This window comes from Parabacteroides sp. CT06 (assembly GCF_002257605.1).
In the GTDB taxonomy this organism is placed as follows: domain Bacteria; phylum Bacteroidota; class Bacteroidia; order Bacteroidales; family Tannerellaceae; genus Parabacteroides; species Parabacteroides distasonis.
On the sequence record NZ_CP022754.1, the window covers coordinates 1,681,302 to 1,704,907 of the forward strand.

A 23,606-nucleotide genomic window follows, 5' to 3' on the forward strand; every position below is an offset into this window, starting at 1 on the left:
CTGGTAATAGTACTGGCCGTCTATTCAATCCCGCATTTTCCCTCTTCGTTGAAGTAGAAGAAGAGCCCGGTATCTATGCTGGCCGGGCCATGGATACGGTTTACGGCGGGTTCCCATGCGGGCATCAACTGGAGTACCCGTAAGGCTTCATCGCGGAACTCATCATAGGTTTTCCCCGTATTGCGAGGATACAGTATATTCTCGGGTAGGCTTATGGGATTCTGTAACATTCCTAAGGAATCGATCGTGAAGGAGTAGAAGAGTCGTACCTTCGTGCCCGTACCTTTATAAGATTCGGGATAACGCAGGTTCTGTTCGAAGAAACGGATCATGGCTTCTCTTCCTCCCTTGAACTCGGCCATGGGGCGAGGCTCGTGGAGCCGGCTGGCGAAGCGTGTGTATTCCTCATAATCTTCCGGGTTATCGGATAGGTAGAATGTGGCGGTTAAAGGGTAATGGACGAGGCCGGCGCCATGTCCGGTGCTGACGCTCTTATGCACCCGGTACAATCCCGGAGGGTTTTCCTTGAGTTCGGGTAGCAAGGTGGCCGAGAAATCGTCTCTTGTCTGGTTAGGAAAGATCGGATAGCCGAGAGCGACGAAGGCGGTGGGTTGCGGGATTCCTTTCCATGCCCTCCCGTCGAAACGCTCGATGAAATACTCTTCGCCTCCCATCCCTTCCAGGTCGGTATGGTTGGTGATAGCGATCTCGATCCGCTCGATGTTGGTTGGGTAGACGTTCGGTCTTACTCGCATGGAGAAGTGGGTGGTGTCCATGCTGATAGCTTCCTCGGGTGGCCGGTCGTAAGGGCCTCCGCCGATCCGGATGAGGGGTGAATTGAATACGTAAGTCTTGAAAGCCTCCACATACTCCTTCTCCGCTATGATAAGCTGTAGGAAGACGGAGTCGTCCGTGTTCCAGAGGGAGGTCAGGTTGCCGCGGATCTTCCGTAGATGCGGGGGAAGGGTATCGTATTCCTTGCCGAAGAACAATTCTATGCTGTCCCGTATCTGCTTGGCGGTCCATCCTTCCGTGGAAACTGAAGATGCGGCATGGGTATCAGTCGGTAACGGTAGGGTATCTTGCCGTGCTATGGATTGGGAGTCGGCTGAGTAGTCGCTACTGTTTTCCCCTTTCTTTTGTTTGGTATGGCAGCCGTATAATAGGCAACCTCCCATGATAACTAATCCGATAAAATACGCTTTCATGATTCGACAGGTTTTAATTCCTAAATATAAAGAATCTTTTTCAGAAATGGGTAAAAGATATTACCTTTGACTCCCCAAATAGAAAGAATGATGGCAGAAGGAACAAGAAATACAGGAAGAGGAAGGAAAAAGCCTGTGGAGATGCTCCCCGATATGGGGCGTCTTCAGCCACAGGCCCGTGAGTTAGAGGAGGCTGTGTTGGGTGCGTTGATGCTGGAGAAAGATGCGTACTCGATCGTCAGCGAGATCTTGAAGCCGGAGTGTTTCTATGAGAAAGCGCATGAGAAGATTTATGCCGCTATCGTAGACTTGGCGTTGAGCCAGCGTCCCGTGGATATGCTTACCGTAACGGAGCAATTGAAGAAACGGGGAGAATTGGAGGATGTAGGCGGACCGTTTTATATCTCTCAACTTACCAGCAAGGTGGCCAGTAGCGCCCATATCGAGTATCACGCCCGGATCATTGCCCAGAAATATCTGGCGAGGGAGTTGATCTCTTTCACGGCGATGATCCAAGGAAAGGCATTTGATGAGACGCTCGATGTAGAGGACCTGATGCAAGAGGCGGAGGGCAAGTTGTTCGAGATCTCGCAACGTAACGTAAAGAAGGATGTCACCCAGATCAACCCCGTCATCAAGGACGCTATGGAGATGTTGCAAAAGGCGGCCCTCCAGAAGGAAGGTCTGAGCGGATTGCGTACGGGCTTCGAGGGGTTGGATAAGATGACTTCCGGTTGGCAGAATTCAGACCTTATCATTATCGCCGCCCGTCCGGCCATGGGTAAGACGGCCTTCGTTCTTTCCATGGCGAAGAATATGGCGGTGAATTTCAATACGCCTGTCGCCCTGTTCTCGCTCGAGATGAGTAACGTGCAGTTGGTAAACCGTCTGATCGTGAATGTCTGCGAGATACCGGGTGAGAAGATCAAGAGCGGACGCTTGGAGAGCTACGAGTGGGAACAGCTGGATTTTAAGATCAAGGAGCTTTACGACGCCCCGATCTTCGTGGACGATACCCCGAGCTTGTCCGTCTTCGAGCTGCGGACGAAAGCCCGTCGTCTGGTGCGTGAGCATGGCATTAAATGTATCATTATCGACTACCTTCAGTTGATGAACGCCAGCGGTATGAACTTCGGTAGCCGTGAGCAGGAGGTGAGTACGATCTCCCGCTCGTTGAAGGGATTGGCCAAGGAATTGAATATCCCGATCATCGCCTTGTCGCAGTTGAACCGTGGTGTGGAAGCCCGTCAAGGCGTGGAAGGTAAGCGTCCGCAGCTAGCCGACTTGCGTGAGTCCGGAGCTATCGAGCAGGATGCCGATATGGTATGTTTCATCCACCGTCCCGAATATTATAAGATTACGGAAGACGAGCGGGGAAATTCCCTGATCGGTCTCGCCGAGATCATTATCGCCAAGCATCGTAACGGTGCCGTGGGGGATGTCCGGCTGCGCTTTAAGAGCGAGTTCGCCAAGTTTATGAACGTAGAGGAAGATATAGCGGTAAGGGAATTCTCCTCAACCATGAACGGTGGAGACCCGATGCCCCCGATCCCATCGCCGGGAGCTGATTTCCTAAGTCAAGGTAGCAGCAACGAGGTTCCGTTTTAATATAGCATGAATGAACGAAAGAGGCGAAAACGTTTGCGGTAGATTTTTCGCCTCTTCTTTTCTGTTTCGTTGGCGAATCCGGTTCGAATCTTCTATCTTTGTGATTGAAAACAAATTACTGAATCAGCCATGACGAGACACTTAGTTCCGGTATCTATATACCTGTCGCTGTTGCTTAGCTGCAACTCGCCGAAAGAATACAAATCCTTTGATGAATACCCTTCCTATGAGGGAGACGATCTGGAGTTGTTCTATTCTCCCACGAAATCCGTGTTCACCCTTTGGGCCCCGACGGCGGAAGAAGTCCGCTTGAATCTTTACGCCTCCGGTGAAGGAGGGGAGCCTGTCCGCCGGTTGCCGATGAAATCCTCGGACAAGGGTACGTGGCGTATCTCCGTGAGCGAGGATCTGAAAGGCTCCTTCTATACCTTCCAGATCCGTATCGGCGATAAATGGCTGGATGAGACTCCCGGTATCTGGGCGAAAGCCGTCGGGGTGAATGGAAACCGTGCGGCCGTGATCGATTGGGCGGCTACCGATCCGGAGGGCTGGGAGGCGGATAAATCTCCCGAGTTGAAAAGCTTCTCCGATATTATCATCTACGAGATGCATCATCGGGATTTCTCGATCGCCGCGAACTCCGGCGTGACGCATAAAGGTAAGTTTCTCGCCTTGGCGGAGGAGGGCACGAAAGGGCCGGGCGGCGTGGCTACCGGCGTGGATCATCTGAAGGAGTTGGGCGTTACCCATGTCCATATCCTTCCTTCCTATGATTATGGCTCGGTGGACGAGACTCGCTTGCAAGATAATGTGTACAATTGGGGGTATGATCCCAAGAACTATAACGCCCCCGAGGGGAGCTATTCCACCGATCCTTACAATCCCGAGGCTCGTATCCGTGAGTTCAAGGAGATGGTGCGGGGATTGCACCGGAATGGTATCCGTGTGATCATGGACGTGGTTTACAATCATACCTTTGTGGGTGACGGGTCGAATTTCAGCTTGACCGTCCCCGGTTACTTCTACCGTCATAAACCGGACGGAAGCTATTCGGATGCCTCCGGCTGTGGTAATGAGACCGCTTCGGAGCGGGCGATGGTACGCCGCTATATTGTGGAGTCCGTGAAATATTGGGCCGAGGAATACCACGTGGATGGTTTCCGTTTCGACTTGATGGGCATCCATGACGTAGAGACCATGAACGAGGTAAAAGCCGAGTTAGCTAAACTAGATCCTTCCATCTTCGTATACGGCGAGGGCTGGACCGCTAGCGATTCCCCGCTACCAGAAGATCAACGGGCGATCAAGGTAAACGCCCCGAAACTGAATGACGTGGCCGTATTTAGCGATGACCTGCGGGATGCTTTAAAAGGAAGCGTGTTCGAGACTACACAGGCCGGTTTCGCCTCCGGAAAGCCGGAAGGCAATGAGGAGTCTATTAAGTTTGGTATCGTAGGCGCTATCCGCCATCCGCAAATCGACTATAACCAAATATTATATTGCAAAGCGCCTTATGCGAACAAGCCTACGCAAGTGATCAACTATGTCTCTTGCCACGATGATCTTTGTTTGATGGATAAGTTGAAGCTCTCGGCTCCGAAAGACGCTACCCCGGATGAGTTGATACGATTCGGCAAGTTGGCCCAGACCATCATCTTCACCTCGCAAGGAGTACCCTTCATGCGGGCAGGAGAGGAGTTGCTGCACGATAAGAAGGGCGTACATAACAGCTATCAATCGCCCGATTCAATCAATGAGATCGACTGGTCTTTGAAGGCAAAAAACAAGGATGTTTTCAACTATTACAAGGATTTGATCGCCCTTCGTAAGTCACACCCGGCTTTCCGTATCGCCACGGCCGAGGGAGTGAGGGAGGCCCTTCAATTCCAAGAAGTGAACCAGCCCGGTGTCGTAGCGTATACCTTAGGGGAGCATGCGAACGGGGATAGTTGGAAGAAGATTATGGTTATCTTTAACGGGAACCGGAAGGCGGTAACGGTTTCTCTGCCGGAAGGAACATGGGTTCCGGTTTGTAAGGATGGTCGGATTTATCTGGACGGTAAAGGTTCCGTACAGGGTAAAACTACCGTAAGCGCCTCTTCCGCCTTGATCTTGAAACAAGATTAATACGGAACTAAATCAAAGAAAATCCCCCGGGACATCTCGAATATCTCGAGCGTCCCGGGGGATTTTTTATTAAATCACTTACTTATCTGATTATTTGTAAGCCTCGCCTTTTACAGCTGCGATACCTGGAAGAACCTTACCTTCGATAGCCTCAAGAAGAGCGCCACCACCTGTAGAAACGTAAGATACGCCGTTAGCCAAACCGAATTTGTTAACGCAAGCAACAGAGTCGCCACCACCTACTAAAGAGAAAGCGCCGTTCTTCGTAGCCTCAACGATAGCCTCGCCAACCGTGCGAGATCCGTGCGTAAAGTTCTCGAACTCGAATACACCCGTAGGACCGTTCCAAAGGATCGTCTTAGAGTTCTTGATAACGTCAGCGTAGATAGCCTCGGTCTTCGGACCTATGTCAAGACCTTCCCAACCATCAGGAATCTGATCTACCGGAGCGAAATCAGTCTTAGCGTCGTTGCTGAAATCGTCAGCGATCTTAGCGTCAACAGCCAATACCAAGTTTACGCCTTTTTCTTTCGCTTTCTTGATCAAATCAAGAGCAAGATCCAACTTATCGTCCTCGCAAATAGACTTACCGATCTTACCGCCTTGCGCTTTCGTGAAAGTATAAGTCATACCACCCGTGATGATCAAGTTGTCTACCTTGTTCAACAAGTTCTCGATGATCTCGATCTTAGAGGAAACCTTAGAACCACCCATGATAGCTGTGAACGGACGTTGGATGTCGTTCATAACCTTATCGACAGCCTTCACTTCCTTCTCCATCAAATAACCGAACATCTTGTTGTCCGTATCGAAGTAGTCAGCGATCAAAGCCGTAGAAGCGTGAGCACGGTGAGCGGTACCGAACGCGTCGTTTACATAGCAGTCAGCGTAAGAAGCCAATCTCTTCGTGAACTCTTTCTGGCTTTCTTTAACGGCTTTCTTGGCAGCCTTCTTCTCCTCGTCGGAGGCGTCTTCAGCCAAACCTCTTGGTTTGCCTTCTTCCTCAGCGTAGAAACGAAGGTTCTCAAGCAACAAAGCTTCGCCCGGTTGCAAAGCGGCAGCCTTAGCGCCGGCTTCTTCGCCAATACAGTCGTTTGCAAACTGAACATCTACGCCTAACAACTCAGAAAGGTGCTTCAATATGTGCTTCAAGGAGAACTTATCGGTAGTGCCTTTCGGACGGCCTAGGTGAGAACCGATAATTACGCTACCACCATCCGCTAAGATCTTCTTTAATGTAGGAAGAGCGGCACGCATACGAGTGTCGTCGGTGATGTTGAAGTTTTCGTCCAATGGAACGTTAAAGTCAACTCTTACAAATGCCTTTTTGCCGGCAAAATTGAAATTGTCAATTGTTTGCATAACTATTGTATTTAATGTCTGTATTAAAATGTTCTTTTAATCGCTTGCAAACTTACACAAAATATTTCATTTGGCTGTTTGCGCTTGCTTTAAATTTTATACCAATTTGAAACGTAGCCGTAATCTCCCGTCGGCATAGTCGTAATTCAATAGCTTGAAATGTCCGATCTCGGATGTATTCGCCACGTGCGATCCGATACATGCGCAGGCATCGTAATCGCCTATGCGTACGATACGTAATGTATCGCTGGCATCATCGGGCAATTTACTTAAATCCACGATACCGCCGGCCTTTTCTTTTGGCATGAACTCGATGGTTACGGGTAGGTGCCGGTCGATCACCTCGTTTATCTTCTTCTCGACCTCAGCCATGGCCTCTGGGCTAGGCTCCTCCGCCAATAGATAATCGCATTTAGACTTCTTCCTCTCTATGTGTGCGTTCTTAGACCGGGGGCATCCGAACATCCGCACCATTGTCTGGTTTAAGATATGTTCCGCCGTGTGCATAGGAGGATACTCTTGCTTGTTGTGTTCGTTTAATTGGATTTCTTGTTTCATGTATTTGATGTTTTGATTGTATTTCGTGAAAAATATGCTCAAATGTACGAAATAAATCTTTAGTTTTGTAAAGTCATAGAAAACACCTTAAAGGAACGATATGCCAGCTAAGCGCTTATTTGGAATAATATCTATCATATTTCTCTTTGTTACCTGTATATCATGTAAATCCTCTACAGACTTATCGGAGGAGAAGCGTATACTCGTGATTCAATCTTACGAAAAACATTTTCCCGCCTATGAGAAGATGAAGGAAATCATGTCGAGTGAATTGCGGAAGAAGGGGATACATGCGAGTGTCTATTCTTTTTATTTGGATTGTGAGCAATATTCGGAGAAGCAACAGCGACAGAAATTATTCAAGAAACTGAATGGGTTATCGACATGGAACCCGGATATTATTCTGGTCAATGACGATCAAGCCTTAAACGCTTTGATAAGTAGCAGGCATCCCCTCGCTAAATCGATCCCGGTCGTGTTTATGGGGGTTAGTTATCCCAATATCCCGATCATCCGGAAATATCCGAATATGACGGGCTTTTATGATAAACCGGATTATAAGAGGAATATAGAATTGATACGGCGGCTTGTTGGTAATTGCATCGTCATAAGAGTCTCGGATGATACCTTTCAGGATAATATGATGCTGGCGGACATGAATGCGCAGATTCAGGATATTTGTGCCGTGAACAATATATATTCCTTGGATCGGGTACGTTTATCCGGAAAGAACGGGATTTCGATATCGGATATACCTAAGATAAAGCCGGATACGATGTATATAAGCACACTCAGTACGAAATCGGCGAATGCCCTGATTAAGGGATTCGGCGAGAATTATTATAATAAAGCGTATCTGGCAACCAAGAGGGATTATATGACAATCTCGTTGGGGCGGCTCAGCGCCTTTCCATGTTTCTCCGTGATCAATGAGTTGATCGGAAATCAGAATGGCGTAGTTGGCGGGTATGTCACTGTCTTTAAGGATGAGGTAGAGGGGGCTGTAAACCGGGTCGTCTCTATCTTGAAAGGAACGCCCCCGTCCGATTTTCCGCAAATCGAAGGGAGTAACAAGGCTTATGTTTTTGATTACGGTGTGTTAGAACGTTGGGGCATTGATAGTAGTAAATTGCCGGAAGGAGCTATTATTGCGAATATGCCGTTTGTCGTTCAATATAAATATTATATATGGGCTGCCGGCTTTATTCTGGTGGTGATGTTGCTTCTGCTTTTTAGTTACCAAAGAAAGCGATATATACAGGAGGCTTTACATAAGAAGGATGCGCAGGAGAAGTTAAAAAGGGAGAAGACTTTTCTTTCTTTTGCGTTGGATAGCGGCAACATTTTCGCTTTTCGGTATAGCAAAGGGGTATTCGAGTTTGATAATAGATTCTACCATTATTTAGGTATGCCCTGTGTACCGATGAAAATCGAGGAGTTTCAGGATGCTATACATCCTGAAGAACTGGATAATTTCCTTCGAGACCGGAATCTGCTGGATAGTGGCTTTCTTTCCCGGAAAGTGACGCAACGTCGTTGTAACTTTAATAAGAAGGGGTATGAGTGGTGGGAATTTCGCTATGCCCAAAATAAGAATGAGAAAGATTCGGTTTCCGGTGACGAAGCTGTTGAGGTAAGTGGCTTATGCTTGAATATCCAGCGGATAAAAGATACGGAGAATAGCCTTATAGCCGCCCGCCAGAAAGCGGAGGAATCCGATCGGATGAAATTAGTCTTTCTGGCGAATATGAGCCATGAGATACGTACGCCTCTGAATGCGATCGTAGGCTTCTCCCAATTGCTCAATTCGGATATGCCTTTGGAACCGGAGGAAAAGGCGGAGTTTATAGATCTGATTACCAAAAACAGTGACCTGTTGCTTAAGCTGATCAACGATATCTTGGATCTATCACGCATAGAATCCGGTAGCATGTCTTTCTCTTATGAGAACCTCGATCTGAGTAAACTGATGGGAGATATCTTCCATACGCATCAATTGATGATGCCGGAGGGAGTGGAGTTAAAGATAAGGGTTCCCCATGAACCTCTTATCATCCGTTCGGATCATTTCCGGTTGACGCAGGTTTGTACCAATTTCATTAATAATGCGGTGAAGTTTACCGCTAAGGGATATATCGAGATCGGATACGAACTTAGCGCAGATGGAAAATCGATCCTTATTTCCGTGAAAGATACGGGTAAGGGCATTCCTGATGATAAAAAGGAAAAGGTATTCGAGCGTTTCCAGAAACTAGATGAGTTTGCCCAAGGTACAGGCTTGGGGTTAGCGATCTGCCAGAGTATCGTTCATACGTTTCATGGAAGCATATCGCTTGAATCCGAGGTTGGTGTAGGTAGTAAGTTTACGATCTCGCTACCTTATACCCCGGGGTTGGAGCTGGAGGAAAGAACTTAATTACCTTCGATGAATCGTTTATTGGCCCTCGCTTCTTCCTGCCATTGGGGGATGACGGTTTCTAAAAACTTTTGTTTGGCCTGTTGCTCGGCTTCCATATCGAGGCCGATATATTGCTGGGCTTTCGCTTTCGTGGAGATATCCGGCATCGGAACGTCTTGGGTATAGCCTAGCTGCGCTAAGACCTTCATGATCTGGATGCGGGCTTGGGTAGACTTATCGAGTCCGCTGCCCAAGATACGTGTGACTTCTTGGGGCGCGTGGAAAGCCGCCCCGTGTGAGGCCACGGCGAAGTCCCAACGCCATTGTGCCTGCCGGAGCAGTTTTAATACGTTTTTCATTTGAGATTCCGTAGCGCCTTTGTCCCAAGCGAATTTCGCTTCTATATGGGCTTTTGTCAATTCTTCCTCTACACGCATGCGTATGGCGTAGACTTTGTTTTGCCGTTCATAAACATCCTTGCGTAAGGTCTCCTCACTTTCCCGGTGGCAGGCTTGGCAAGTACGGTCTATCATCGCCAACGGGCTTTTGATATGATGGTTGTTGTACCGGTTCTCATCTTCCCCGATAGCAGGCATATGGCATTCTCTGCAGGAAACGCCTCTTTGCCCGTGAATGCCCATCTGGAATAACTCGAAATCCGGATGTTGCGCCTTTATCAAATGTGCCCGGCTTAATTTATGGGTGAAATCGGTGAAGTTTATGCTATCGTAATAGGCTTCTATATTTTCTACTGTATAACCTTGATCCCAAGGTAAGGCTAGTATACGATCTTCTCCTTGGAAATAATATTCGGCGTGGCATTGGGCGCATACTAGAGATCGCATCTCTTGCTCGGTTGCGTCCTCTATACGTAATCCGTTGCGCTTATAGGCACTTTTCAAGAATGAGCGGGTCACGCGCAATCCCATGCTCTGCGGCTCATGGCAGTCTGCGCATCCGATTGGATTCACGATCTCGTTGCCTAGCTCCGCCCATTTCTTCTTATATAAGGTCTTGGCATTGGTGGTCGTTAATAAGCGGGGTATGTCCGGACTTTTACATGCCCAGCATGCGGCAGGCTGGGGACCACTCGTCGGGGTCATGGGAGCGCCGGTCCGCAGGCTTTTGTATAGATCTTCTATGGAATACATATGCCCTCTGGGACTTAGATAATCTTTGGAGAAAGCGTATCCTGCCCATAATACCATCATTCCGGGATGTTCGGCCAAGATATCAGCTTGTTGGTTCCCATTAAACAAACTGCGGAAAGTCGTGTCCGAGGTTTGTTTCCAACTTTGGTACTCATTGGAATAACGAAGGTCTATAGAGTCGCTGTTTTGTTGATCGATTGGCTGATCATCGGTATTGTCGATGAATTTGATGCTATCTTGTCCGGTAACAGTAGTACGTAAGATCACTAATACGATAATGACGATTAGACTTATGGCTATAGAAGTTTTATAGTGTGCTTTCAAGTGTTTACCTTTTATCTTAAATAAAATATTCTTTGTATTAACTGCGAATATATGAATAATAATGATACGACCGGTAGAAATTGAAAAAATCTTTATTTCATTGCTTCCGAAGACGCTGGATGAAATAAGGATTCTCAAGTGACTCGCATAGGATTCAAACCTATAACCTTCTGATCCGTAGTCAGATGCTCTATTCAGTTGAGCTAGCGAGCCAATCTGTAAATGAATTTGAATATTCAAGTGACTCCTAAAGGATTCAAACCTTTAACCTTCTGATCCGTAGTCAGATGCTCTATTCAGTTGAGCTAAGGAGCCAAGATATATTCTATTGCTATCTTCGAATGGTGACCGCGACAGGATTCAAACCTGTAACCGGCTGATCCGTAGTCAGCTACTCTATTCAGTTGAGCTACGCGGCCATTGTTTCGTGATTGCGAGTGCAAAGGTACGTTTTTGTTTTAAATATGCAAACGTTTCGACTACTTTTTTGCGAATTTAATCTAACATTTTTGGATTGAAGATCAGGTAACCAATGTTTAAGCCAAAGTTGAAATTCTCCTTCGGATAACTGTATCCGTTGGCGTACAGACTGATACATAAGAATGGCAATTGCAATACGACCGCCGCTTCACCCATATAATTAAACGAGTGCAAAAACTTACCATAATGCGGGATTCCGACATACGGGTTGTTTTCCGGCACCGTCTTTTGTATTTCATAGAGTGGAGCGAAGCCATACATATCCAACCGGAAGTGCAGAAGCTTGCTTAACTTCAAGATCGGGGAAAGCCCAAAAGCCACATATTGGTTCGCCCGGAACGCCTCGTTGAATACAATCTCGCTATGGGGTGTCGGGGTAAACGCCGGGGCCTGTAATACGCTAGCCGTATAGTTATTCATGAGGTTCTTGCTGGATATGACCATTTCCGCCAAATAACCTAAGTTGAAACGGTTGCTCAGCGTCTGGTATTGGTTCCAGCGCCCTTTCAGTTGCAGCCAGCTATGCACTTTGCGACCAATCGGGGCTTCCGTCGTGGCGGAAGTGGGGGATGGGGTATACTTCTCCGTACCGGTTACGTATTGGGCGATTAGGAATTGCTGTTTTCCGCTTATCGGGTATTGTTTGGTGTTGAGTGAGTTTTGCTCGATACTTAACGAGCCGCTGAATAAATCGTACCAGCTATGGTCGAAAGAGGCGTTCGGGAAAGGTATCGTGGTGCTCTGCAAATAGAAATCGTTCAACCGTCCGTAGGCGAACCCGATCTCCGCTTTCGCGTGGTTGAGGAAGGGGAAGCCTAATTTTAGTTTCATGTACAGTTCTTTCTGCTTAATCATGGCGGGCACTATATCCTCATAAAAGAGGGATTGGCTTTCCGTGTATTTCTTGTCCGAGAAGACTCCTTGCCAATTTAAATAAGTGGGGATTTGCGTTTGCAGGTACATCCGGCCACTCAACATGACACCACTAAAGGAGTTACCCACTTGAAAGTTCGAGTTTACGTCGGCGGCGAACCGTCCCAGATATTGATACCCCAATCCTAGGTATAATTGATTCGCTTGATGAGACGATACGTTTCCACCGAAGCCAACCGTGATCTCTTCTTTCATCTTCACGTCCAGGTAAAGATCGAATTTCTTCTCTTTCCGGTTATAAACGGCATGCGGCATGATTTCCCTAATCTTGGAATAGGTCAGCATCTTGAAATAAGCCCGCTTGAACTCTTCCATGGAGAACTCGTTATTGATATCCCTGTGTAATTGGGCCTCTATGTATTTACGCTGGGCCTCGGATACGCCCGTCACGTAAATATTGCGGAAGATCAGCGGGGGAAGGTTCTCTTTATAGGCTTTTCTTCTTTCGGTAACCTCATTTAAAGGCACTTCCCGGGGAACCCGTTGCTTGATGGAGTCGATCATGGAAAGGGTACGTTTATACCCGATGTCCATAAGCTCCTTACCTTTCTGGAAATCCAATAAGGAGACGGTGGGAAAACTGAATTTAATCATCATGCCATCTTCCTCCGGTACCTCGTAATCGGTCTTTTGCATGATCATGGTCTCGATCTGGTTATAAGGATTCTCCGAAGGCTTTTTATTCCCTCCCGATACCGTCGATCCGAAAATGAAATCCGGGTGGAACGCGTCTTTCATCGGGCCTACCGGGAAATTATCGTAGATACCTCCATCGAATAAAGGAATACTGTCTTTCCATATGGGCTGGAAGAAAAACGGGAAAGTCATGGAGGCACGTACGGCGTCTCCCAGATCCCCATTCTTAAAGATGATCGGCTTTTTAGTATATATATCCGAGGCCACGCAACGGAAAGGGACAAACAGGTTGTCGAAATTCCACCCCGCCTTTGCCGTCGCCTGCGAGAACAAGGCCATGAACGCCTGATTCATCTGTATGGGATTGATCAAGCTTTGCGGTAAGAAGCTAGCCTTGATCTGTAGGGAATCGGACATATCGATGGAGAAATGCGCGAATTCCGGGGTCGGGTAAGGCTCCTTGAAATAATAGGTATATTGCTCCTCCACCGTACCTGTTTGCCAATAGGAGAACTCCTTGGAAAGCATCAGCTCCAGCATCTCCTCGGGGGAATATCCCATGGCGTATAAACTACCGATAATCGCCCCGATGGAGGTACCGGTAATGTAATCGATCGGTATATTATTTTCTTCCAGCGCCTTGATCACTCCGATATGTGCCGCTCCTTTGGCACCGCCGCCACTGAGTACCAACCCTACTTTCTGGGCGGAAACAATCTGAATGGCAGCAAGGAATAAGGCTATGATAACTGTTATTTTCCTCATATGAACCCAATCTGTTTTTCTTCTCCAAATGTAAGAAGTATTTCTTTAGAAACATAAACATTTTGTTTTTTCGTATTGTTGAGTTATCAATACAATTAAAACAGAAGATGTTATGAAAGAGAAAGAATTGAATAGGGAAGAGCGGAATAAGACCGTTATGGAGACTGGTGCTTTGGTCATGGCTGAGTTTTATGCGGATTGGTGCCCTCATTGCCAGAAAATGATGCCGATCGTGAAGGAGTTCAAGGAATTGGAGAAAGGAAAATTAGAAGTGGTACAAATCAATATCGAGGAGGAGAGCGCTCTTGCCGATTTGTATACGGTGGAATCGATTCCTACTTTTATCCTGCTACGGAAAGGGGAGGCTTTGTGGAGACAATCCGGCGAGATGAACTTGGATAGGTTGCGGAAAGTGGTCGAGGATGTCGTGGGCTGAAACTAAAAAAACCGTTCCCCCGAGAAGGAACGGTTTTTTATATATGTGAGGATTGGTTTATCCGATCAGTTCTACGCTACGTTTGATGAATTGGCTTAAGGCCTCTCCCTTCAGCATACCGTTTCCTAACAAAGCAAGGTCGATCAACTGACTAACTGTCTTGTTCGTACCGGCGTACTCGGCGAGAACTTGGTTGCGTTGCTCACGAAGCTCATCCAGCTTATGGTTGGTGTTGGTCATATCCTCTTTCTCTTGCGCCGTGATCTCATCTTCTTTCTTTTTGCTTTGAGCCTCACGTAAGTCGGCTTGACGAGCCTCCCACCCTTTGATATCGCTAAGGATCGGTTTTAACTTCTCGTCGCAAGCTTGCTCCTCTTCAGTTAATACTTTCTTGATCAACGGATGATCCGTATTCAATACGAAGTTGAAGCTATCCGGCATCTCGCCATAGAAAGACATACCCGGTTGCATAGCGGACATCTCACGCATTCTTCGCATATACTCGCTTTGTGTCAACATGACAGGGTTCGCGTTTTCGCCCAATGCCTCGAATGTTACGTAGAACTCGGTCTTGTTCAATTTCGGCATCTGACTCTTGAATACTTCCTGCATGGCCATTTTCTGCTCCTCGCTCAAGGTTACCTTATTCGAGTCTTCCTTGCGGATCAGGTTATCGATCGTATCGCTATCCACACGAACGAAGCGGCTCTTCTCGAACTTCTGCTCCAATTGTCCGATCAAGTGTACATCCAATTGTCCGTCCATTTCCAAGACGCTGTAACCTTTGTCCTTTGCGGCTTGTATATAGCTGTATTGCTCGTCTTTATTGGTGGTATACAGATAGATTAAGTTACCCTCTTTGTCTGTCTGGTTGTCCTTGATTAAGTTCTTGTATTCCTCGAAAGTGAAGTATTTGCCTTCGACGTCCTTGAATAAGGCGAACTTAACCGCACGGTCGTAGAACTTCTCATCAGTCAACATACCATATTGGATGAATAGTTTCAAGCTATCCCATTTCTCCTCGAACTGCGGGCGGTCGTTCTTGAAGATCTCTTCCAAGCGGTCTGCCACCTTCTTCGTGATGTGGTTGGAGATCTTCTTCACGTTCTGATCGCTTTGCAAATAGGAACGGGATACGTTCAACGGGATATCCGGCGAATCCAATACACCATGCAATAATGTCAAGAACTCAGGAACGATACCCTCTACGGAATCCGTAACGAATACTTGGTTGCAATATAACTGGATCTTGTTACGATGCAAGTCGATATTGCTCTTGATGCGAGGGAAATATAAGATACCGGTCAAGTTGAACGGATAGTCTACGTTCAAGTGAATCCAGAACAACGGCTCATCCGTCATAGGATATAAGTCACGATAGAACTTCTTGTAATCCTCGTCGGTCATATCGGCCGGTTTGCGAACCCATGCCGGTTTGGTGTCGTTGATTACGTTATCTTCGTCCGTATCTACATATTTGCCATCCTTCCACTCTTGCTTCTTGCCGAACGCAATAGGAACCGGTAAGAAACGGCAGTATTTTGTCAATAAGCCATTGATCTTATCCTTGTTCAAGAAATCTTTATTCTCGTCGTCGATATACAGGATAATATCGGTACCGCGATCCTCTTTCGTCGTTTCCTCCAAGGAGTATTCCGGCGTACCGTCGCAGCTCCATTTCATGGGAACAGCGCCTTCTTTGTACGATTTCGTCACGATCTCTACTTTCTTGGAAACCATGAAAGAGGAGTAGAAACCAAGACCGAAGTGACCGATGATAGAAGCGGCGTCGTTCTTGTATTTCTCAACGAACTCCTCGGCGCCAGAGAAAGCGATCTGGTTGATGTACTTATCGATCTCCTCGGCCGTCATACCGATACCCCGGTCAGAGATCGTGATCGTTTTGTCATCGAACTTAACCTGTACGGTCAAATCGCCGAGTTCGCCTTTAAACTCGCCTACGGAAGAAAGCGTTTTTAACTTCTGGGTAGCGTCTACCGCATTAGAAACAAGTTCACGAAGGAAGATTTCGTGATCACTGTATAAGAACTTCTTGATAATCGGAAAGATGTTTTCCGATGTTACTCCGATGTTACCTTGTTTACTGCTCATAGTCTGAATATCTTATTATTTTTATTGTTATTTTGTGCGTATTCCTGATCCTGATCATTCTCAAGATCCGCCTATTCCTATACAAAACGAATGCCAAAATGTTTCGGATAAACTATAAATGACAAAAAGGCAGATGCCGGCTGATAGATTTGCAGCCGGGCATAGTTTGATCAAACCATATCATCTCCTGTCTTGGCGAATGTAACACGGATGGTTTTATGGAATGGGATAAAGCGGGATACGATCGCTATGCATAAGGAGATGACTAATAAATACCCCAGTATCTCTTTTAACGCCAATAATAAGCTTTGTTGCTGTAACGTATTATAGAGTGTATTGGTAGCCATTTGCGCTGCCTCGTCGTAGGGATGCCCTTGGGTCAAGGCATTGCCAAGCGCTTGGTTATAGCGTGAGGCGGCTAGAGGATCGGCCAGCGTAACGGTTTCTGATAAGGAATACATATATTTTTGTTCCAAGCGATATAGTATATTACTGTAAAAAGAAGTCGCCATGATGGGGGATAATACTGAACGGAAAATGATGAGAAAGAAAGCGTTTGACAATAAATATTTAGGATTTAAATCTTCCACGGCAAATAAGGCGAAAGCTATGATAAGAACCATCATGCCCAATCCCCTGAGGAATATAGGAAAGTAGAGCATCTCGTATCTGCTATCCGGTGAGATCCCGAAATAAAGGCTCCCGAAGAACAGGACGAAACAACTCATTCCTCCCGCTATCAAGAAACGAAACCGCCAACGTTGCCACCGGAACCACCAAAAACAGATGAACGCCCCCAAGACATATCCCGGAAGCAAATAAGTATAAAGGGAATAGGTATGAGTGCTGTCTACCTTTAAGATACTGGTCAGGTAGCTGGTCAACAAGGTAGTCGAAGTACTGAAAAACATGACAAGCATCATATAGAAATAACCGATAATGGCTTTCGGCTGGTATAAAGGCGCCAGATTCACGTACGGACGTTCCGAATGATATTGATACCAAATAAATAAAGCGATCAATATCGGGGCGATCATGATATAAAGGCAAATCTTGGGGGATGCCATCCAGTCGAGTACTTTCCCGTAATTAATGACATACATAAGCATTAACAATCCGATGGATATGATGAACATTTCCCGGATGTGTAGATCGGCCAAGGGGATGGACTTGATCGGCCGGTTATGGCGGAAGCAGATGATTACCATTACTATGGCCAATAAAATCATTAGCATCATGAAGTAATACATATATTTCCAGTCGTAATGGTAGGCTAACTGTGCGGTAACAAGCATGGATGCTTGTCCCCCTCCGAAAACAAAAGGATAGAAGTAAGAATAGAATTGGCTACGTATATTTTTAGGGCTGAATATCTTTTGCGCGTACCGGATAAACCACAGCATGAGAAACCCTTTCAGGAAACCGATCGCGAAACTACAGACGATCAATATGTCGGCGTTCTGGGAGCGGGCACAGATCCAGCTTAGGAAGAACTGGGCGACTAAATCCGCCAACAATAAGAATTTGATGGAGAAGGCTTCCAGTATCTTCGGGATAATCGGATAGGATACCGCCATTCCCGCCGCTGCCGCGTAATATCCCATGGTTATATCCTCGGTGTTCGTGCCTAGCGTGTTTGATACCTCCAGCATACTGCCGGTGTACGAGCCGTTTAGCATCGTGACCGGAAGGATAACGATGAAGATACAGATCAATCCTAACCAGTCCGGCACCCATTGGCGGATCGGTGCCCCAAGCTCTTTCATCGTGATCATTTGCGTAAGGCTTCTGTTTCAACCATCATGCCTGCTCTTAAATATTGCGTATCTTCTTGCGATAGATTTTCCAAGTCTATCCGTACCGGGATACGTTGTTGTACCTTGACGAAGTTTCCGGCGGAATTATCGGTCGGGACTAATGAGTATTTGGAGCCTGTGGCGTCGGAGATTGCGGTTACCTCCCCGTTGAATATCTTTCCCGGCAACGCGTCTACCTTGATACGTACTTTCTGCCCGATATAGATGTGGGGGATCTGGGTCTCCTTGTAATTGGCCGTGATCCATTTGTCTTTATCTCGTACGAGGTAGGATATCGTTTGTCCGGCTTGCACGTATTGTCCGGGCTCTAAGGTCCGTCTGCCTACATGACCGTCGTAAGGGGCGGTTATAACGGTATAGGAAAGGTTTAACCTCGCTAAATCTAGATCCGCTTCTTTTCGTAAGATCGCCGCCTCGGCTCCTGTTGTCTTCTTGCTGGTTTCGGTGAATTGGGAGAAAGCGGCTTTCTTTTGTTCCACCAACGCCTGATATCGGGCTTGCGCCGCCTCGAAAGCGGCCTTGGATTGCTCGTATTGTTGCTCGGGGATCGATTCTTCTTTCAGCAGCCGCTCAAATCGGTGATAATCCTGTTCCAATTGCCAAAGCTTGGCTTTAGCCTCGGCGATGTTGGCGTCTTGTACGGCGATGTTCGTATGGGAGGTCTCGATACCGGAACGAAGTACGTCTTGTGATCCTTGGGCGTCGATCAACGCGGCCTCTGCCTCTTTTACCTTGATCCGATATTCCCGATCGTCCAATATGAGAAGTGTGTCCCCTTGGTGAACGTACTGGTGTTCCTTGAAACGGACCTCTTTTATGTAGCCGGAGGCACGTATATTTAGTGGGGCGATATATTGGTCCACAAAGGCATCGTTTGTCACCTCATAATTGATGTAACGCCAGAAATAATTGGCTGTCCACCAAATGCCGGAACCGGCTAAAAGGATACATATGGAGTTTAATACTATATTCCGTGTCCTTACTTTCTTTAGTCTTTGATGTTTCTCTTTTAATTCGTTTGCCATAGTCGTTGTTTCTTTTTAGAGACGGCCGCAAGCCTTCTGTAGTTGATAGTAAGTGTAAATCACGTGGGTACGGGTATTCGTGAGCTGTAGCTCCGCGTTGAGGAGAACCGAGTTCGCGTCGAGTAAGTCGGTTAGGATCGCCAATTGGTTTAAATACCGGTTTTGCATGATCCTGTAGTTCTCTTGAGCTTGCCGTACGGATAACTTCAAGGCTTCCACTTCTTGTAGAGCTTCCTTATGACGTAAGAACGCGGTGCGCACTTCTATACGGATTTTCTGTTTTTTCTGTTCCTCCTCGTTTTTATGTAACGAGACCATCCATTTGCTTTCCTTTATCTTATGGTTGTTTTTATATAAAGAGGATAAAGGGTAGGAGAGCGACAGACCTATGTTCCAGTTGTTATTGTACATATCCGCTAATGTTCGGGAGACTGGACGTGCCAATGTGTTCGACGCATATAGCGATAGGCTGGGTAGCGATGAGGCTTTAGTCAAACGTATATCGTTTTGGGCTAACTCTGTTTGTTTCCGGAGTAGACGTATCGCCGGATCATTGGAATAGGCTTGGGCTACATAATCTTCGTAAGTTTCTAAAGATACGGTTTGGTCCAGTAACGTGGTGTCTGGCTTGAGCAACAGATTCTCATCGAGACCGATCAGGATATCCAATTGCTGTGATACCAGTATGAGGCTATTATCCGTTTCTTGCAAGGATAGGCGGTCGTTGGTTAATTGCATCTCGCTTCTTAATACGTCGTTATTGGTTATCAGTCCCTCTTTTTTCATACGCCGGATATCTTGCAGGCGGCGTTCCGATTCCTCGATATTACGGGAAAGCACCTCACGTTGTTTAAACAGGCTGAAAAGACCGATGTATTGATTTAATAGACTGAGCTTGATCTCACTCTGGTCTGTGAGCGTTTGTAAAGAGGCGACTTCTTTCTCCAGATCCGCTTTCCGGATGGAATACCGGATTTTACCGCCTTGGTATATCGGTTGGGTAAGGTCGATGGCATAGTTCTGGGACCAATCGGGCGCTTCCGGGCGAGTCGGGTGGGCAAGCCCTTGCTCAAAGAGGATCGGTTGCCCTACATATCCACCTTTCAAGCCGATTTGCAGGTCTGGTAATTGTGCGGAACGGGCCGTATGCGTTCTCTCTCGCGCTATCGATTCTTTTAAGATGTCTGCTTGGATCTGCAGACTGTGCCGTACGCCTCTCTCAAAAAGCTGGTCGATGGTCAAGAAGAGCGAATCCGTTTGGGCGATTGCCGGAAATGTAGCGACCGTCATACAAAAGAGGCTCAATACGTGCTTTTTATATATTCTCAAGGACATTATGTACTGCTTTTAATTCGGATAACATGGTTTCTACGTTCTCTATTCCGATAATATGCTCCGCATGTACATAAACCTGATCAAGGATCGGGCGAATTTGCTTTTTGAATTCTTCTCCTTCCGGGGTTAGGAAAACCAGTTTGTTCCTCCGGTCCTCGGGATCTTCTTTCCGATGGACGTAGCCTTTCTTCTCTAAATTGTTCATTAGGTTTGTCAGACAAGCCTTATCCTTTGCCGTTCTCTCTGCCAAGACCTGTTGGGTGATACCTTGTTCGTGCCATAGGCAACTCAAGATTTGAAGCATCTCAAATGTTATACCGGCGTTGTTCTTTTTCAGCGTTCGTTGCATAGACCGACGAAATGCCATGCGTGTGCGGACAACTTGTAACATAAGTTCCCGGAATTCTTTACCTTCTACCATTACTTATAATTCTTTTAAACTTGCTGGGCGCGAAGATAGCGTTTTTTCTCGGATTAGTCAAATGTTTAACTAATTAGCGTCTCGCTAATAAAGTATGTTTGCCATCTAGGTGGCACAGCTTTGCCATCGGCGTGGCACGGGCTTGCCATCACTATGGCACGGGTATGCCATCAGTGTGGCACAGCTGTGCCAAGGCGATGGCAGATGCTGGCACAGTATGTGTATGAAAGACAGGCGTATAGACTGAAAGCGTAACAAACCCGTGGAGTGATTCGTTACGCTTTCTGTTTAGTTCTCGTTTACGAGTTTAAGATGCATTCTTCTTTATCCAAACGCCTCCTTCAATTGCTTCACCCATCGCTCGATTCGTTTGTCGGTTTGATCCGGTTGGTTTTCCAAATCGAGGACTAAGCCAAGTAGTTTGCCATTTTTCAAGGCTTTGGAGGCATTAAAGAAATAATCATCCGAAGAGGTCTCGCCTACTAAAGTCGCTCCACAGGAGGTGAAAGCGTCCGCCAGTATGCCGACTCCATCGGCGAAATTATCCGGATAATTCGTTTGATCTCCAAGACCGAAAATAGCGACCTTCTTATTTTTAAGGTCTAAAGTGACCAGTTCCGGGATGATCTCGTCCCAATAGGTGGGAAGTTCGCCATCGAACCAAGTAGAGGTTCCTGCGATTATATGGTCGTAAGCCTCGAAATCTCTTTTCCATGCGCTTTCAATAGGGATGATATCGATCTGATCCTCCCCGAAAGCTTTTCTTATTTTATTGGCGACAAAGGTTGTTTTCTCTGTGCCCGTTCCGTAAAATAATCCTGTTTTCATTGTGATGCTTTTAAAGATTTAACGAATGTGGATCTAATAAAGCAGCAGTTCTTTTGCCGCATGATAGATGGTCTCCTCGTTGGGGAGGATGGCCCGTTCCAAGACCGGATGGAAACCAACCGGAGTGAATAGGGAACCTACCCGTTGGATCGGAGCATCCAAGTACTGGAATAGTTCCGAGCCGATGATGCCGGCAATTTCCGCTCCGAAGCCAGAGAAGACCTTGTCCTCATGTACGATCAATACTTTACTGGTTTTCTTCACCGAGTTGAAGATCGCCTCTTTATCCAATGGTATCAAGGTACGAAGATCGATAACCTCCAGTTCCCAGCCTTTTTCTTTGTAAAGAAGCTCGGCTACGTTGAGGCAAAGATGGGTCGTATTGCCATAAGTGATGATCGTCAGATCTTTTCCCGGACGGCGGATACGGGCTTTCCCAAACGGAACCTCGAAATCCTCGGGGACAAAGGTGGAGGCTTCTACCGCGTTGTAGAGCGCTTTCGGTTCCAGATAGAGCGTAAAGCCTTTAGAACGCATACTCGTCCGCAACAGTCCGGCGGCATCATCCGCGAAAGAGGGATAAACAATCCGGGCACCGGGTAATGAGGTCAATGTGCCCTCAATGGTCTGGGAATGATAAAGCCCTCCTCCGATATAGCCTCCGGAGGCTAGGCGCAAAGTGATGTTTGGGGTAAATTGCCCGTTGCTGCGCCAATACTCATGCGTACATTCCACGTATTGCTCGACGGCCGGCCAGAAGTAATCGGCGAATTCTGCGCCCTCGATCACTACATGGATCTTCGGGTCAAAGCGGCACATACCGTTCGCTGTCCCTACGATATAATCCTCGGCGATAGGGGCGTTGAAGACTCGCTCGATACCGAATTCTTGCTGCATGCCTTTCGTGATGTTGAATACGCCACCCTTTTCTTTATTGGCTACATCCTGTCCCCAGATAAACGTATCCGGGTTGTGCCGGAACTCCGCTTTCAACGTCTTGTTGATCGCCGTAACTAGCGTTTCTTTCTCTCCTTCCTCGTTTTGAACACCTTCTTTGTATTTTTGAGGTTGATAAGGTTCCGGGAGGACGTAATCCTTGACGGTAGACGGATCGGGATCGGGGGCGGCCATCGCTTTCCGATTGGCGGCTTTCAGGTCTTTAGCCGCTAGATCCGCGATCTCTTTCAATTCTTCCTCGGTGAAACGTCCGTAACGAATCAGCATGCGATGGAATTTGTATAAAGGATCGGCGGACTTTACATAGGTAAGCTCGTTCTCATCACGATACAAGGTATGTTTATCGGAGTTTGAGTGGGAGCCTATCCGTACGCAATTGGCCTGAACGATCACGGGAGTCCGGTTGGCGATCGCGTACTCTTTGGCCTCGGTCATGGCATTCATGGAATCGAACACGTCTTTTCCATTGCAATGGATAATACGTAAATTCTTGAAGCCAGAGAAGTTATCGGCAACTTTACGATTGGCCGTCTGGTCCTTTTTGGGGACAGAGATACCATATCCATTGTCTTGGAAGACAAAGATAACCGGCAGTCGCTCATTGCTGGCGCCATTGATTGCCTCATACACATAGCCTTCGGAAGCGGCCGATTCACCGTGCGAGGTAATCGCTACGCCTTTCTGTCCATAGTAAACCATCGCCCGTGCCACGCCGGCGGCATGGAGATCGTGAGTCGCCGTAGCGGAAGAAACGTTCTCGATATGCCATTCCATCTTAGAGAAGTGGTTAGACATGTGGCGGCCGCCACTGGTCAGATCGGTCGCCTTGGAGATACCGTTCAGGATGATCTCCTCGGCAGTCATTCCCGCCGAGAGAACCGTCAACATATCCCGGTAATAGGGGAAGAGAAAGTCCGTATCCTTATCGAATACTTGTCCCATGGCGAGTTGTATCCCGTCGTGCCCGGCATACGGGGCATGATAAGACCAGCCGAGAGATTGCAATAAATAGGAGGGAGCCTTCTCATCGATCGCCCTTCCGAGCGTCATAAGGTAAAACCATTTCCTGAGAGTCTCCTTATCTGTTGTTTTTATATCATACTTTTTCATGTTGTTCTATTATAA

At 47.1% G+C, this 23,606-nt stretch carries 16 protein-coding genes and 3 tRNA genes; 4 read left to right on the forward strand and 15 right to left on the reverse strand.

All coding sequences use genetic code 11. The features are described 5' to 3' along the window. Positions 1 to 20: 20 nt before the first annotated feature. Positions 21 to 1,208 carry an immunoglobulin-like domain-containing protein gene (locus CI960_RS07300; protein WP_005857671.1) on the reverse strand — a complete coding sequence of 396 codons (1,188 nt, stop codon included), beginning with the start codon at positions 1,206 to 1,208 and terminating at the stop codon, positions 21 to 23. A 90-nt stretch (positions 1,209 to 1,298) separates the two neighbouring features. Between CI960_RS07300 and dnaB the strand changes: the two genes are divergently transcribed. Both dnaB and pulA read left to right on the forward strand, forming a co-directional pair. After that, the gene (dnaB, locus tag CI960_RS07305; RefSeq protein ID WP_008779715.1) at positions 1,299 to 2,816 is read left to right on the forward strand and encodes a replicative DNA helicase; all 1,518 of its coding nucleotides are present in this window, start codon (positions 1,299 to 1,301) and stop codon (positions 2,814 to 2,816) included. Between the two features lie 129 nt (positions 2,817 to 2,945). Further along, entirely contained in the window at positions 2,946 to 4,943 is a 1,998-nt protein-coding gene (pulA, locus tag CI960_RS07310; protein WP_005857667.1) for a type I pullulanase, read from the forward strand. A 90-nt stretch (positions 4,944 to 5,033) separates the two neighbouring features. Here the strand turns inward: pulA and pgk are convergent, their stop codons facing one another. Next, on the reverse strand, positions 5,034 to 6,305 hold the full coding sequence (pgk, locus tag CI960_RS07315) for a phosphoglycerate kinase (protein WP_005857665.1): 1,272 nt from the start codon (positions 6,303 to 6,305) through the stop codon (positions 5,034 to 5,036). A 96-nt stretch (positions 6,306 to 6,401) separates the two neighbouring features. Continuing rightward, positions 6,402 to 6,863, reverse strand: coding sequence for a hypothetical protein (locus tag CI960_RS07320; RefSeq protein WP_005857662.1), 462 nt, complete (start codon positions 6,861 to 6,863; stop codon positions 6,402 to 6,404). Positions 6,864 to 6,963: 100 nt separating this feature from the next. Here CI960_RS07320 and CI960_RS07325 point away from each other — a divergent pair, with 100 nt between their 5' ends. Next, positions 6,964 to 9,279: an ATP-binding protein gene (locus tag CI960_RS07325; protein WP_005857660.1), complete on the forward strand. Its 2,316-nt coding sequence runs from the start codon at positions 6,964 to 6,966 to the stop codon at positions 9,277 to 9,279. On the opposite strand, the gene nrfA is transcribed toward CI960_RS07325, so the two are convergent. The 5 genes from nrfA to CI960_RS07350 all read right to left on the reverse strand — a co-directional run bounded on the left by nrfA (position 9,276) and on the right by CI960_RS07350 (position 13,550). Continuing rightward, positions 9,276 to 10,736 carry an ammonia-forming cytochrome c nitrite reductase gene (nrfA, locus tag CI960_RS07330; RefSeq protein ID WP_005857658.1) on the reverse strand — a complete coding sequence of 487 codons (1,461 nt, stop codon included), beginning with the start codon at positions 10,734 to 10,736 and terminating at the stop codon, positions 9,276 to 9,278. The two genes, CI960_RS07325 and nrfA, sit on opposite strands and share 4 nt — an antisense overlap. A gap of 139 nt (positions 10,737 to 10,875) precedes the next feature. Beyond that, positions 10,876 to 10,949: transfer RNA gene (locus CI960_RS07335), tRNA-Arg, on the reverse strand. 28 nt (positions 10,950 to 10,977) lie between these two features. After that, positions 10,978 to 11,051 (reverse strand) — tRNA-Arg (locus tag CI960_RS07340). 27 nt (positions 11,052 to 11,078) lie between these two features. Further along, positions 11,079 to 11,155: transfer RNA gene (locus CI960_RS07345), tRNA-Arg, on the reverse strand. Positions 11,156 to 11,231: 76 nt separating this feature from the next. Next, a complete protein-coding gene (locus tag CI960_RS07350; protein ID WP_005857656.1) occupies positions 11,232 to 13,550 on the reverse strand; it encodes a patatin-like phospholipase family protein in 2,319 nt (772 codons plus the stop codon). A 112-nt stretch (positions 13,551 to 13,662) separates the two neighbouring features. Between CI960_RS07350 and CI960_RS07355 the strand changes: the two genes are divergently transcribed. Next, positions 13,663 to 13,986 carry a co-chaperone YbbN gene (locus CI960_RS07355; protein ID WP_005857654.1) on the forward strand — a complete coding sequence of 108 codons (324 nt, stop codon included), beginning with the start codon at positions 13,663 to 13,665 and terminating at the stop codon, positions 13,984 to 13,986. 57 nt (positions 13,987 to 14,043) lie between these two features. On the opposite strand, the gene htpG is transcribed toward CI960_RS07355, so the two are convergent. From htpG to CI960_RS07390, 7 genes are all read right to left on the reverse strand, one after another. Next, complete coding sequence (htpG, locus tag CI960_RS07360) at positions 14,044 to 16,098, reverse strand: molecular chaperone HtpG (RefSeq protein ID WP_005857652.1); 2,055 nt, start codon at positions 16,096 to 16,098, stop codon at positions 14,044 to 14,046. Positions 16,099 to 16,268: 170 nt separating this feature from the next. Next, a complete protein-coding gene (locus CI960_RS07365; RefSeq protein ID WP_009017262.1) occupies positions 16,269 to 17,873 on the reverse strand; it encodes an MFS transporter in 1,605 nt (534 codons plus the stop codon). After that, a complete protein-coding gene (locus CI960_RS07370; protein WP_009017263.1) occupies positions 17,870 to 18,940 on the reverse strand; it encodes an HlyD family secretion protein in 1,071 nt (356 codons plus the stop codon). The genes CI960_RS07365 and CI960_RS07370 overlap by 4 nt, the downstream gene beginning before the upstream one ends. A 15-nt stretch (positions 18,941 to 18,955) precedes the next feature. Continuing rightward, on the reverse strand, positions 18,956 to 20,275 hold the full coding sequence (locus CI960_RS07375) for a TolC family protein (RefSeq protein WP_005857646.1): 1,320 nt from the start codon (positions 20,273 to 20,275) through the stop codon (positions 18,956 to 18,958). Then, positions 20,256 to 20,696 (reverse strand): MarR family winged helix-turn-helix transcriptional regulator, encoded by a 441-nt coding sequence (locus CI960_RS07380; protein WP_005857644.1) that lies wholly within the window; start codon positions 20,694 to 20,696, stop codon positions 20,256 to 20,258. Before CI960_RS07380 ends, CI960_RS07375 begins: the two co-directional genes overlap by 20 nt. Positions 20,697 to 21,020: 324 nt before the next feature. After that, the gene (locus CI960_RS07385; protein WP_005857641.1) at positions 21,021 to 21,524 is read right to left on the reverse strand and encodes a flavodoxin; all 504 of its coding nucleotides are present in this window, start codon (positions 21,522 to 21,524) and stop codon (positions 21,021 to 21,023) included. A gap of 33 nt (positions 21,525 to 21,557) precedes the next feature. Next, complete coding sequence (locus CI960_RS07390; RefSeq protein WP_005857640.1) at positions 21,558 to 23,591, reverse strand: thiamine pyrophosphate-dependent enzyme; 2,034 nt, start codon at positions 23,589 to 23,591, stop codon at positions 21,558 to 21,560. Positions 23,592 to 23,606: the final 15 nt, after the last annotated feature.